Consider the following 12,848-nt stretch of genomic DNA (forward strand, 5'->3'; position numbering starts at 1 on the left):
GGACATCAGCCCACAGAAGCGTGCCGAAGCGTGCAAAAGATCAGGGCAGGAACACGCCCCAAAAAAGTCAAAGCAAGGAAGTCAATGCAATTGACGTGCCAGGCCAGCGGACAAAAGCCTGATCGACCGGCGGGCCGCCAGGTCAAATCTCATGAGGCTTGGCACCGGCGCTTTCTCGCGTCCCGCGAGAAGCAGACCAGCGCCGCTATTTTCGCAGCTTCTCGACGCCTTGTTTTGGCTGTGGACTCTGGAATTTATAAATACGCCCGCTGCCGCAGCCATTTGGTGGCGATGTACTTCACGCCGCTGAGCACCGGCAGGCCGGCATGCAGGGTGGCGGGGTCTTCCACGCCCTGCCCGTCCACGCTGGCGAAGTACAGCGCCGCGCCGCGGCGAGGCCGTACCTCAAAGCCCAAGCTGGGGAAGCGGGTGGCGCCGCCGGCCTCCACCTCGTCCAGATAGAGAATGCAGGTTCCCACCCGCTGACCGCCGGTCTGCAGATGGCGTTGGCTGCCGGGCAGGCCAGGGTTGAAGTAGTCGAAGTGGGCGCGGTACTCCCCGCCCGCCGCATAACGCAAGACCTGCAGGCCCTCGCCGCGGTCCACCGGCCAGTGCAAGAGCGCCGCCAGACGCGCTTCGATGCGGCTCAGCAATTCAAACTCGGCGCGCTGGAACCAAGCCCCCGCGCTGGTGCGGGCCTCGTGCGCACGAGCCTCGCCCAGCTGCTCGTCCACCACGGTGGAGCGGCTCAGGCGCGTCTCGGCCAGGCGCATCAGCTGGCCGCATTCCTCGTCGCTGAGCATCTGGTTGAAGAGCACGATCTGCGGGTGCTCGAGCACGGCGGCGATCTGCACCCGCTGGCCATCGGGCGCCAGCAGGCTGTTGGCCTGCACATCGATCTGGGGCCGCAGCCTGTTGCCCTCCCCCACGCCGGGCAGCAGCTGGGCTTGCGCCTGCCTCTGCGCGGCCAGCAAGGCCAGGGCGGAGGGCTGGGCCTGGCCGGGGCTGTGATCGGCCTGGGCCTCGGCAATCGCCTGCTTGGCCAGCGCGGCCGGGTGGCCGCCTTGCAGCAAAAGCTCCTGCATGGAGGCCGGCGTGCAACCGCGTGCCACGTTCTCACGCACCCAGGCTTGCCACTCGGGCTTCAACAGCTGCAAAGACATGGCGCTCCCGGCCTGACTCGCAAAATTGCCAGGCCCACTCTACTGAAGAAAGCGGGGCCTGCACATGGCCAAGCATGGGCAAGAAGCACAATGTCGGCCATGCGCCGCGCCGACCGACTCTTCCAAATCGTCCAACTGATCCGTGGGCGCCGCCTCAGCACGGCCGACTTCCTCAGCCAGCGCCTGGCGGTGTCGGCCCGCACGGTCTACCGCGATATCGCGGCCCTGCAACAGCAAGGTGTGCCCATCGAGGGCGAGGCCGGCGTGGGCTACCGCATGCGGGCGGGCTTTGATCTGCCGCCGCTGATGTTCAGCAAGGACGAGGCCCAGGCCTTGGTGGCCGCCGTGCGCCTGGCGCAAAGCCAGCTGGACGCCGTGCTGGCCACGCAGGCGGACGGGGCGCTGTCCAAGATCCTGGCCGTGCTGCCCGCGGCCGAGCGCGCCGCCGCCGAAAGCCTGGCCCTGTTCGCCCCGCTGACCGGCCTGGGCGTGGAGATGCGTGAGCGCCTGGCGCGCCTGCGCGAGGCCATCGAACAGCGCCGGCTGCTGGAGCTGGACTATCTGGACCTGGCCGACGCCCGCAGCCAGCGTCGGGTGCGGCCGCTGGCCTGCATGTTCTGGGGCTCCACCTGGACCCTGGCCACCTGGTGCGAGCTGCGCGACGACTTCCGCAGCTTCCGGGTCGATCGCATCCAGGGCCTGCGGGTGCTGGAGCAGCAATTCCGCGACGAAGCTGGCAAGACGCTGGCGGATATGCGAAGGGCCTGGGAGGATGATCTTTAAGCAAGCTTTAGACGAGTTGTGAGAGATTCCATCCCAAGCCAAACCGAGCCGAAAAAATGACTCTGACCCCAATTCAAGAAGCGGCCTTACTGGATCTCTACCCGGCCGTCGCCCGCCTGCCCGAAGATTTGCGCACCGCGGTGCTGGGCGCGCAGGCGGGCTGGATGCGGGCGCCGCAGGGCTTGACCATGTTTGACGAGGGCCAGGCTTGCCAGGGCTTCCCCATGCTGCTGAGCGGGGAGATCCGGGTGGCGCGGGGCGCGGCCAATGGACGTTCGCTGGAGCTGTACCGGGTGCAGCCGGGCAATCTCTGTGTGGCCTCCACCGCCAGCCTGTTCGGCCAGCAGCAGCTGGCGGCCCAGGGTGTGTGCGTGGAGGACTGCGAATTCGTGCTCTTGAGCCCGGCCGGCTTTGCGGCCTGGACGGCGGACGCGGGCTTTCGGGCCTATGTGTTCGGCATTTTTTCCGACCGCCTCATCGACCTGATGGCCCTGACCGAGGCCGTGGCCTTCCAGCGCCTGGACCAACGCCTGGCCGGCGCCTTGCTGGGCCACGGGCCGGTGCTGCACATCACCCATCAAGCCCTGGCCGACGAGCTGGGCACGGTGCGCGAGATCGTCACCCGCCTGCTCAAACGCTTCGAGCGGGACGGCTTGCTGAGCTTGGGCCGGGAGCGCATCGAAGTGCTCAAGCCGCAGGCCCTGCGCGAACTCGCAAAGTGACCCAGGTCACAGACGCAGCGCCGCCGAGCTGAGACAGTGAAGCCCTCATCACAGCACACGAGGAGCCTCAAATGTTCAAAACCAATGTCGGATCTCTGGACCGCAGCATCCGCATCGTCGCTGGCGTCGCCCTGATCGCCTTGACCGCCACCGGCCATATCGGCGCCTGGGGCTGGATTGGCGTCGTGCCGGTGCTGACCGGGCTGTTCCGCTTCTGCCCGGCCTACCTGCCCTTCGGCCTGAGCACCTGCGCCGTCAAGAAGCCTTGAGAACGCGCGCCTGGCCCACACCCAGGCGCAGGCGGCTGCAGGGCAACTCCACCCAGCGGTAGAACGGCAGGGCCGCCCAATTCGACAGGCCCCAGGCGGCCAGCAGCATCAGCAAACCCGGGCCGCCGCCGGCCATGTCCTGGTGCGCGAACACGGCGTTGACCAGCAGGCAGATGGGGAAGTGCACCAGGAACAAGGCGTAGGACTGCGTGCCCAGCTCGGCCACCGGGCCGGCGCTGAAGCGCGGCAATAGCGGCTTGCCCAGCTGGTGGCGCTGCTGCCACCAGGCCAGAAGCAGGGCCGTGGCCAAGGCCAGGGCGATGCGCTCGCGGAATTCCAGCACCAGGGCTTCGATCACCAGAGCCGTCAGCACCAGCAGGCCGGCGCGGCGGTAGGGGCTCAGGCCCAGCCAATGCACCAGCGCGCCCAGACCGTAAGCACCGAAAAAGTACAGGGCCCAGACGTCCAGGCCGGCATCCCGGTTGAAGACGAAGAGCGAGGCCAGACACATCAGCAACACCAGGCTGGGCGCCAGCAAGGCGCGCACGATGCGGCGGGCCGCTGGCTGGCTGCGCGGGCCTAGCTGCAGGCGCCGGGCCAGCCACATCAGACCCAAGAGCAGGGCGAAGAGCTGAAAGTCCATGGCCACATACCAGGCGCCCACGGTCAGGGCCTCATGGCCCAGCACATCGTGCAGAAGCAGGCCGTGGCTGAGCAATTGGGGCAGGCTGACGGCATCTGGCACCAGCTCTGGCAGCCAAGGTCGCACCAGCCAGGAACAGGCCAGGGTCAAGCCCAGGGCCGCCAAGAAGGGCAGGACCAGGCGCAGATAGCGGCGCCACAGCAGTTCGGGCACGCTGCCTTCCAGCAACTGGCCGCGCGGCGAGAGCCCGCGTGCGCTCAAAAAGCCCCCCAGCACCAGAAACACCTGCACCGCCATGCGGCCATCGTGGAAGAGGTGGTCCATCAGGCGCGGAAACCATTCGGCCACCGCATCGGCGATGGGGCCGTAGGCCGCCAGATGGTGCAAAACAATCAGCTGCGCGGCCAAGGCCTTCAGGGCATCAATATGCAGCAAACGCGACTTCAGGACCTGGGAACTCATGGGGATACAGCGGGGCGGAGCCAAAAAGAACAAATGCACCGAGCCAGGGGTGGCTGCGGTGCATGAAGCGGACGACAGACAAATTTCAGGGAAGTGGCGCGGGCAAAACTCTGGGGCAGGAGTCTCCTGGGCCGAACCGGCGATTGTAGGCGGCCGTCTTTGGCGACCTCGTTAGGGACATGTCGCTCAATTGCTCAGGCCGTCGGCCCAAGCCCTTGCCAACTTGCCGGCAAGACAGGGCCAGGGTCCTGCGCCTTAGCCCCAAACCGGCCATTTGTCACGCCAATCGATTCGCAAAAAACGATTCATCTGCGATCCGTGACGAATCGACCAAATCAGTGCTCGCGAATCTCCCATTTCGGCCGATAAGGTTTTATGCTAACTCTCAGAGCTGATGCATTGCTTTGAGGTCAGGACCGCCCGTGGGCCATGGCCTGAAGAAAAAATTGCACGAGTTTGGGGAGATGGGAGGACAGGACTTGGGCTGGGTGCGGCCGAGTTTTGCTGTCGTTTTTCAGCGCACCAATTCGGGAGATCTCTCATCATGCGCAGCTTGAAGCAAATGTTTCAGTACCTGGTACTGGCCCTGCTTTTGCCCGCCCTATTTCTGGGCTATTCGCTCTACAAACTGGGCATCGTCAACGAGCATCTGGCCCAGGTCAATCTGGACCGCTACACCTCCTATCTGCTGGCCGACGAGCTGCGACAAAGCTCGGACGATCTGACCCGCCTGGCCCGCACCTATGTGGTCAGCGGCAATCCCGAGTGGGAAAAGCAGTACTTCGAGATCCTCGACATCCGCAACGGCAAAAAGCCCCGCCCCAAGCAGTACGAGAAGATTTACTGGGACTTCCGCGCCGTGGGCACCGACCCCAATCGCGGCAACGACCCGGCCGTGCCCTTGCAAGAGCTGATGAAGAAGGCCGGCTTCACCGACGCCGAATTCGCCAAGCTCAAGGAAGCCCAAGGCAACTCCGACGATCTGGTCAACACCGAGACCGTGGCCATGAATCTGGTCAAGGGCCAGCTGGCCGATGGCAAGGGCGGCTTCACGCTCAAGGGCGAGCCCGATCTGGCCAAGGCCCGCGAGATGATGCACGACAAGAACTACCACGCCTTCAAGGCCAAGATCATGAAGCCGGTGGACGAGTTCCTGACCCTGGTGGATGAGCGCACCGCCGGCGCCGTGGCCGATGCCGTCGATCAGAAAAACCTCTGGTATCGCCTGCTGGTCGGCAGCATCGTCTTGCTGCTGGTGGTGGCCATCACCTTCCTGGCCGCCATCGTGCGTGTCTTGATGGGCCGCTTTGGCGCCGACCCCATGGCCGTTCGCCACGCCGTCGAGGCGGTGCGCGCCGGCGACCTGAGTGCCGACATTCCCGTCCGCCTGGGCGACAACACCAGCGTGATGGCCGCCTTGGCCGGCATGCGCGAACACCTGGCCAAGGTGGTCAGCGATGTGCGCAATGGCTCCCATGCCGTGGCCCTGGCCTCCAACGAGATTGCGCAGGGCAATATGGACTTGTCCAACCGCACCGAAGACCAGGCCAGTGCGCTGGAGAAAACCGCCAGCCATATGAGCGAGCTGGGTGCCCAGGTGAAGCAAAACGCCAGCAGCTCACACCAGGCCAATGAGCTGGCGCAAAGCGCTTCCAAGGTCGCCACCCAGGGTGGCGAGGTGGTGGCCCAGGTGGTGGAGACCATGAAGGGCATCAACGATGCCTCACGCAAGATCTCGGACATCATCGGCGTCATCGACGGCATCGCCTTCCAGACCAATATCCTGGCCCTGAATGCGGCGGTGGAAGCGGCACGGGCCGGTGAACAAGGCCGTGGCTTTGCCGTCGTCGCCTCCGAGGTGCGGGCCCTGGCGGGCCGCAGCGCAGAAGCGGCCAAGCAGATCAAGTCCCTGATCAGCACCAGCGTCGAGCGGGTGGAACAAGGCACGCATCTGGTGGACAGCGCCGGCAGCACCATGACCGAGGTGGTCGCCGCCATCCAGCGCGTCACCACCATCATGAGCGAGATCAGCGCCGCCACCAGCGAGCAGGCCGAGCGCGTCGCCCAGGTGGGTCAGGCCGTCACGCAGATGGACCAAAGCACCCAGCAAAACAGCGCCCTGGTGGAGCAGATGGCGGCCGCCGCCACCAGCCTCAACACCCAGGCCTCCGACCTGGTGCAGGTGGTCGAGGGCTTCAAGCTGAGCGGGGCGCGCTAGGCCGGCTGACGCCGCGTTAAAGCGGGCCCTTGCTCGTGAAAATGCGGCCCAGCCAGCCCAGATACCAGTCCAGAAACTTCTGCCAGGCTGATTGGGGCTTGGCCATAGGCGGCGCAGTCTCAAGCGGCGCCGCTGGGTATTTGGCCTGCAAGGCGGCGTTGAAAGCCGCGAAGAAATCGGCCGCCATCTTCTGCGCCGCCATGTCCACCAAGCGCGAGCCGATCTGCGCGATCTTGCCGCCCACGCTGGCTTGCACCTCGTAGTGCAGCTGGGTGGGGGCTGCGTCTGGCGCGGCGGACTCCAGCCGCACCTGGGCCGTGCCCTTGCCGTGGCCGGCCGCGCCACCCGAACCTTCAAACGCGAGTTGGTAGCTACTCGGCGCTTGCAGATCAGAGAGCTTGAGCTTGCCCTTGAACTTGGCCTTGACCGGGCCGATGGCCACCGTCACCAGGGCCTCGTACTCGGGCTCGGCCGGGTTATCGCCCACCGCCGTCAGGGACTCGCAGCCGGTGATGGAGGCCTTGAGCATCTCGGTGTCGTTCAGCGCTGCCCAGGCCTGGGCCTGGGTGACGGGCAGGGTTTCTTGTCCGGTGAGATTCATGGTTTCTTATTTCCTCGAAGACAAAGTCAGCGCCAGCTGCTCCAGGCTGGCCAGATTGTGCACAGGCAGGTGTTGACTCACCTCGGGCAGCAGGGCGCGCACGCCCGCTGCCTTGGGCTCGAAGCCTTCAAAACGCAGCAAAGGGTTGAGCCAGATCAGGCGGCGACATGACAAGCGCAAGCGGCGCGCCTCGAAGGCGAGCTGCGCGCAATCCGGGTCGCCGTCCTCGCCCGCTTGCAGGCCGTCGGTGATGAGCAGCACGGTGGCGTCGCTGCTCAGCACGCGGCGGGCCCAGTGCTTGTTGAACTCATGCAGGCAAGCGCTGATGCGGGTGCCCCCCGACCAGTCCGCCACCGCCGCCGAGACGGCCGCCACCGCCAGGTCCGGGTCGCGCTGGCGCAGCAATCGGCTGATGGGCGTGAGCCGGGTGCCGAAGACAAAGCTCGTCACCCGCGGCCGCTGGCCGCCCCGCTGCGATTGCGGGTTACTCAGTCCATGGCCGAGGTGCAAAAGCATGCGCGAGTAGCGGCTCATGGAGCCCGAGATATCGGCCAGCAGCAGCAGGGGCGCCGGGCGCTCGCGCCGCTGCCGGTGTTGCAGGGGCGCGGCCTCGCTGCGGCCTTGGGCGCGCAGGCTGGCGCGCCAGTCCGGCAAGCCTGTGCTGGCCGTCTGCCAGCGGCGGGTGGGCCTGGCCTCGACCAAGGGTTGCAGGCGAGCCAGCAAGCGCTTGGCGGCCGCCCATTCCTCATTCGTCATGGTCTCGAAATCGCGTTGGCGCAGCAGCTCACGCTCGCTCCAGCTGAGCTGCGCGTCCAGCTCCAACTGCTGCTCTGGCTCGGGCGGCTGGCGTTGCGGGGCATGAGGGAATAAGGCGCCCGCCAGACGGCGGTTCTCGGGTGGCGGCGGCGTGCCGGGCTTGGCCTGGGCGCGCGGCAAAAGCATGGCCATCACCCGCCCCAGCAGCTGCGGGTCTTGCCAGAAGATGTGAAAGGCCTGGTCGAACAGGGCGCGGTGCTCGGCCCGGTCCAGCAGGCAGACGGACAAGGTGGCGTGAAAGTCCTGGCGCGACTCCAAGCCCGCCACTTGCAAGGCCTCCAGCGTCAGCGCCACCCGGTCCGTGCCCACGGCCATGCCGGCATCGCGCAGGACGCGAGCAAAGTGCATCACGTTGTCGGCCAGGTAGTGATGCGTCATCACAGCTGAATCTTGATTTGCTCCAGCAGGCGCGCCGCCTCCGAGCCCTGCACCCGGGCGATATCGTCCTGGTATTTGAGCAAGACGCCCAAGGTGTCGTGCAGCGTCGTTGGATCCAGGGCCAGGGCGTCCAGCTCCAGCAGGGCGCGCGACCACTCAATCGTCTCGGCCACGCCGGGCAGCTTGTAGAGGTCCAGCGTGCGCAAGCCTTGGATGAAGGCGACGATCTGGCGCGCCAGCGCCTCGGGCGCGCCGGGCACGCGCAGGCGCAGGATCTCCAGCTCCCGCTGGGCATCGGGGAAGTCCACCCAGTGGTAGAGGCAGCGGCGCTTGACCGCGTCGTGAATCTCCCGCGTGCGGTTGGAGGTAATGATGACGATGGGCGGCTGCACCGCGCGCACCACGCCCAGCTCGGGGATGGTGATCTGGAACTCGCTCAAGACCTCCAGCAAAAAGGCCTCGAAGGGCTCGTCGGCGCGGTCCAGCTCGTCGATCAGCAAGACCGGCGCGACGGTGTTGGCCGGGTCTATCGCCTGCAGCAAGGCCCGTTTGATCAGAAAGCGCGTGGCGAAGAGGTCGCGGCTCAGTTCTTCACGAGACGCACCTTCAGCCAGCTTGATCTCCAGCATCTGCCGCGCGTAATTCCATTCATAAGCGGCAGCGTTCAGGTCCAGGCCCTCGTAGCACTGCAGGCGGATCAGGGGCCGCTCCAAGAGCGTGGCCAGGGTCTTGGCGATCTCGGTCTTGCCGGTGCCGGGCTCACCCTCCAAGAACAGAGGCCGCTGCAGACGCAGGGCCAGGAAGACCGCCGCCGCCAGCTCGCGCTGAGCCACATAGCCTTGGCCGCGCAAGGCGGCGGCGGTGTCGCCAATGCTTTGAGGGAGGCTGGCCACGCGTCAAGAAGCCGCCACCGCGCGGCCGGCCAGGACCGGGATCAAGGCCGCCCGGTAGGCGGCCGAGCCGTGCAGATCGTTGTTCAAACCCTCGGCGCTAACGCTCACACTCGCCGTGGCGGCTGCGTTCCAATTGCCGGCCAAGGCCGACTCCAGCGCGGCCACGCGGAACACGCCCGCGCCCGCGCCGGTGACGGCCACCCGCACGCCACCCACCGTCTTGGCGACAAAGACGCCGACGATGGAAAAGCGCGAGGCCGGCTGCTTGAACTTCTGCCATCCCGCCTTCTCGGGCACGGGGAAGCTGACCGAGGTGATCACCTCGCCGGGCTGCAGCGCCGTCTCGTACATGCCCTTGAAGAAATCATCGGCGGCAATGCTGCGACGGTCGGTGTGCACCGTGGCGCCCAAGCCCAGCACGGCGGCGGGATAGCAGGCGGCCGGGTCGTTATTGGCCAGGCTGCCGCCCAGCGTGCCGCGATTGCGCACCTGGCGGTCGCCGATGCGGCCGGCCAGATCCGCCAGGGCGGGAATGGCCTGCTGCACCTCTTTGGAGGCCGCCACCGTCGCATGCGTGGTCATGGCGCCGATATGAAGCTTGCCGCCGTCCAGGCGTATGCCTTTGAGATCGCCCAGGGCGCTGAGGTCGATCAGGTCTGAAGGTGCCGCCAGGCCCAGCTTGATGGCGCCCAGCAGGGACTGGCCGCCCGCGATCAGCTTGGCTTCTGAGTTAGCGCCTGCGGCTTGCGCAGCCTCGGCCACCGAGGTCGCTTTGGTATAGGTAAAGCTCATGGTGTTTTTGCTCCTTCAGCGGGCCGCTTGGATCGCTTGCCACACGGTGTGCGGCGTGGCGGGCATGGCGATGTCTTTCAAACCCAGGGCATCGCAGATGGCATTGATGACGGCCGGCGGTGAACCGATGGCCCCGGCCTCGCCGCAGCCCTTGACCCCCAGGGGGTTGTGGCTGCAAGGCGTACCCTTGGCATTGCGGATCTGGAAGCTGGGCAGGTCGTCGGCACGCGGCATGGCGTAGTCCATATAGCTGCCGCTGAGCAGCTGGCCGCTGTCGGGGTCGTAAATGCCGTGCTCCAACAAGGCCTGGCCTATGCCTTGGGCGATACCGCCCTGCACCTGGCCTTCGACAATCATCGGATTGACGATATTGCCGAAGTCGTCCACCGCACTGAAGCGGTCCACCCGCACCTGGCCGGTGGCTGGGTCCACCTCGACCTCGCAGACATAGCTGCCGGCGGGATAGGTGAAGTTGGTGGGGTCGTAGAAGGCGTTCTCGTTGAGGCCGGGCTCCAGCTTGTCCAGCGGATAGTTGTGCGGCACATAAGCCGTCAGCGAGACGGAGGCAAAAGGCACGCTGCGGTCGGTGCCCGCCACCTTGAACAGGCCGTTCTCGAACTCGATGTCGGTGTCCGCCGCCTCCAGCAAATGGGCGGCGATCTTCTTGCCCTTGGCGATCACCTTGTCCACCGCCTTGACGATGGCCGTGCCACCCACCGAGAGCGAGCGGCTGCCGTAAGTGCCCATGCCGAACAAGACCTTGCCGGTATCGCCATGCTGAATGTCCACATCCTCGATGGGAATGCCCAGCTTGGCCGCCACCACTTGGGCGAACGTCGTCTCATGACCCTGGCCGTGGCTGTGCGAACCGGTGAAGATGGTGACCTTGCCGGTGGGGTGCACCCGCACCTCGCCCGCCTCGAACAGGCCGGCGCGCGCTCCCAGAGCGCCCGCGATATTGCTAGGCGCCAAGCCGCAGGCCTCGATATAGGTGGAATAGCCCAGGCCGCGCTTGAGCCCCTTGGCCTCGCTGATGGCGCGGCGGGCGGCAAAGCCTTTCACATCGGCCAAGTCCTGCACGGCATCCAGCGTGGCGTCGTAGTCACCCACGTCATAGGTCAAGCCCACCGGCGTGGCGTAGGGGAAGCTTCGGATGAAGTTGCGGCGGCGCAGTTCGGCTGGGTCAATGCCCATTTCCTTGGCGGCCGTTTCCACCAGGCGCTCCACCACATAGGTCGCCTCGGGCCGTCCGGCACCGCGATAGGCATCGACCGGCGCGGTGTTGGTGAACACACCCGTCACCTCGGCATAAATGGCCGGCGTGGTGTACTGCCCAGCCAGCAAAGTGGCGTAAAGAATGGTGGGCACGCTGGAGGCAAAGGTGGACAGGTAGGCGCCCAGATTGGCCGTCGTGTGCACCCGCATGGCGAGGAATTTTCCTTGCGCGTCCAGGCCCAGTTCGGCCACGGTGGCGTGGTCGCGGCCATGGGCATCGCTCAGAAAAGCCTCGGAGCGATCGGCCGTCCATTTGATGGGCCGGCCCACCTGTTTGGAGGCCCAGGTCAGCGCGGTTTCTTCGGCGTACAAGAAGATCTTGGAACCAAAACCGCCACCCACATCGGGGGCCACCACGCGTACCTTGTGCTCGGGGATGCCCAGCACAAAAGCGCACATCAAGAGCCGCGCCACATGCGGGTTCTGGCTGGTGGTGTAGAGGGTGTAGCTTTCGTCGCCCGCGTTGTAGCTGGCATTGGCGCCGCGTGGCTCGATGGCGTTGGGGATCAGGCGGTTGTTGCGGAACTCCAGCCGCGTCACATGGGCCGCCTTGGCCATGGCCGCGTCCGTCGTGGCCTTGTCGCCGCAGCCCCAGGTGTAGCAAATATTGCCCGGCGCCTCATCGTGCACCGCGCTGGCAATAGACGCGGCCTTGGCCGTGTCCACCACCGGGGTCAGTTCTTGATAGTCCACCTCGATCAAGGCGGCCGCCGCCTTGGCCTGGGCATAGGTTTCGGCTACGACCAGGGCCACCTGATCGCCCACATAACGCACCTTGCCATCGGCCAGAATCGGGTGCTTGGGCTCCTTCATCGGCGAGCCATCCAGGCTGTTGATCAGCCAGCCGCAGGGAAGGCCGCCGACGGCACGGAAGTGCTCACCCGTGAAGATGGCGAGCACGCCCTCGGCCTCGGCCGCCGCTGCGGTATTGATGCTGGCGATCTTGGCGTGCGCGTAAGGCGAGCGCAGAAAGTAGGCGTAGGTCTGACGCGGCAACACGATGTCATCGGTGTACTGGCCACGGCCGGTGAGGAAGCGGCCGTCTTCACGGCGGCGCACGCTTTGGCCGATCAGGCTTTGCGTCACTTGGCTGTCTGGGGCATTCATCACTTGCCTCCCTTCATGGCGGCGGCGCCGGTCTGCACCGCACGAACAATGTTCTGGTAGCCGGTGCAGCGGCAGATATTGCCTTCCAGCGCCTCACGCACCTGAGCTTCTGAGTGACAACCGTGGTGCTGCACCAGATCGACGGCGCTCATCACCATGCCCGGGGTGCAGAAGCCGCATTGCAGGCCGTGGCATTCCTTGAAGGCGGCCTGCATGGGGTGCAGCGTGCCGTCGGCCGCGGCCAGGCCTTCGATGGTGGTCAGCTCCTGCCCATCGGCCTGCACGGCCAACATGGTGCAGCTCTTCACCGCACGGCCGCCTAAGTGCACCGTGCAAGCGCCGCACTGCCCGGTGTCGCAGCCCACATGGGTGCCGGTCAAGGCCAGGGTTTCGCGAACAAACTGCACCAAGAGCTGATCGGGCGCGACCTCGCGCGTCACCGACTTGCCATTCACCTTGAGCGTGATTTTCTGGCTCATCTGCTTGTCTCCTTTGTTGGTCTGTGGACCACCCCGTTAAAGGCAAACGCCCGCGGGTCGGTTGAACCTAGATTCGGTAGTTGAACGCGCCCGAAGGGGGCGCAAGGCGGTGCGCGGGCAAGGCGCGACGACGAAGTGGGCTCATGCCCACGAGGAGAAGCAACGCAGTCCGCGCGCCGCCTTGCGGGCCAGGCGGGTGCGTAGCGTACTCACCCAAATGGTGAAGGTTGTTAACTCGGACAAGGGT

General features: G+C 66.0%; 12 protein-coding genes. 4 read left to right on the forward strand and 8 right to left on the reverse strand.

The genetic code is table 11. The features are described 5' to 3' along the window. Window positions 1–254: 254 nt before the first annotated feature. The gene (locus tag DBR47_RS19335) at window positions 255–1,163 is read right to left on the reverse strand and encodes a 2OG-Fe(II) oxygenase (RefSeq protein WP_124453124.1); all 909 of its coding nucleotides are present in this window, start codon (window positions 1,161–1,163) and stop codon (window positions 255–257) included. A gap of 99 nt (window positions 1,164–1,262) precedes the next feature. Between DBR47_RS19335 and DBR47_RS19340 the strand changes: the two genes are divergently transcribed. From DBR47_RS19340 to DBR47_RS19350, 3 genes are all read left to right on the forward strand, one after another. After that, on the forward strand, window positions 1,263–1,946 hold the full coding sequence (locus DBR47_RS19340) for a YafY family protein (RefSeq protein ID WP_124453126.1): 684 nt from the start codon (window positions 1,263–1,265) through the stop codon (window positions 1,944–1,946). Window positions 1,947–2,002: 56 nt separating this feature from the next. Beyond that, window positions 2,003–2,668: a Crp/Fnr family transcriptional regulator gene (locus tag DBR47_RS19345; RefSeq protein ID WP_124453127.1), complete on the forward strand. Its 666-nt coding sequence runs from the start codon at window positions 2,003–2,005 to the stop codon at window positions 2,666–2,668. Window positions 2,669–2,739: 71 nt separating this feature from the next. After that, window positions 2,740–2,937: a DUF2892 domain-containing protein gene (locus DBR47_RS19350; protein ID WP_124453129.1), complete on the forward strand. Its 198-nt coding sequence runs from the start codon at window positions 2,740–2,742 to the stop codon at window positions 2,935–2,937. Here DBR47_RS19350 and DBR47_RS19355 read toward each other — a convergent pair. Then, window positions 2,924–4,042, reverse strand: a complete 1,119-nt coding sequence (locus DBR47_RS19355; RefSeq protein ID WP_124453131.1) for an acyltransferase — start codon at window positions 4,040–4,042, stop codon at window positions 2,924–2,926. The genes DBR47_RS19350 and DBR47_RS19355 overlap by 14 nt on opposite strands. 544 nt (window positions 4,043–4,586) lie before the next feature. Here DBR47_RS19355 and DBR47_RS19360 point away from each other — a divergent pair. Then, a complete protein-coding gene (locus tag DBR47_RS19360) occupies window positions 4,587–6,260 on the forward strand; it encodes a methyl-accepting chemotaxis protein (RefSeq protein ID WP_124453133.1) in 1,674 nt (557 codons plus the stop codon). 16 nt (window positions 6,261–6,276) lie between these two features. On the opposite strand, the gene DBR47_RS19365 is transcribed toward DBR47_RS19360, so the two are convergent. The 6 genes from DBR47_RS19365 to DBR47_RS19390 are packed head-to-tail and all read right to left on the reverse strand — an operon-like array spanning window position 6,277 to window position 12,601. Next, window positions 6,277–6,861 (reverse strand): CoxG family protein, encoded by a 585-nt coding sequence (locus tag DBR47_RS19365; RefSeq protein WP_124453136.1) that lies wholly within the window; start codon window positions 6,859–6,861, stop codon window positions 6,277–6,279. A 6-nt stretch (window positions 6,862–6,867) separates the two neighbouring features. Continuing rightward, window positions 6,868–8,055 carry a VWA domain-containing protein gene (locus DBR47_RS19370; RefSeq protein WP_124453138.1) on the reverse strand — a complete coding sequence of 396 codons (1,188 nt, stop codon included), beginning with the start codon at window positions 8,053–8,055 and terminating at the stop codon, window positions 6,868–6,870. After that, window positions 8,055–8,948 (reverse strand): MoxR family ATPase, encoded by an 894-nt coding sequence (locus DBR47_RS19375; protein ID WP_124453139.1) that lies wholly within the window; start codon window positions 8,946–8,948, stop codon window positions 8,055–8,057. Before DBR47_RS19375 ends, DBR47_RS19370 begins: the two co-directional genes overlap by 1 nt. A gap of 3 nt (window positions 8,949–8,951) precedes the next feature. Further along, a complete protein-coding gene (locus DBR47_RS19380) occupies window positions 8,952–9,740 on the reverse strand; it encodes a xanthine dehydrogenase family protein subunit M (protein WP_124453141.1) in 789 nt (262 codons plus the stop codon). A gap of 15 nt (window positions 9,741–9,755) precedes the next feature. Further along, window positions 9,756–12,122, reverse strand: coding sequence for a xanthine dehydrogenase family protein molybdopterin-binding subunit (locus tag DBR47_RS19385; protein ID WP_124453143.1), 2,367 nt, complete (start codon window positions 12,120–12,122; stop codon window positions 9,756–9,758). Further along, window positions 12,122–12,601 (reverse strand): (2Fe-2S)-binding protein, encoded by a 480-nt coding sequence (locus DBR47_RS19390; RefSeq protein WP_124453145.1) that lies wholly within the window; start codon window positions 12,599–12,601, stop codon window positions 12,122–12,124. The genes DBR47_RS19385 and DBR47_RS19390 overlap by 1 nt, the downstream gene beginning before the upstream one ends. Window positions 12,602–12,848 lie beyond the last annotated feature (247 nt).

Origin of the sequence: Paucibacter sp. KBW04 (genome assembly GCF_003852425.1) — a bacterium.
Classification (GTDB): Bacteria; Pseudomonadota; Gammaproteobacteria; order Burkholderiales; family Burkholderiaceae_C; genus Paucibacter_A.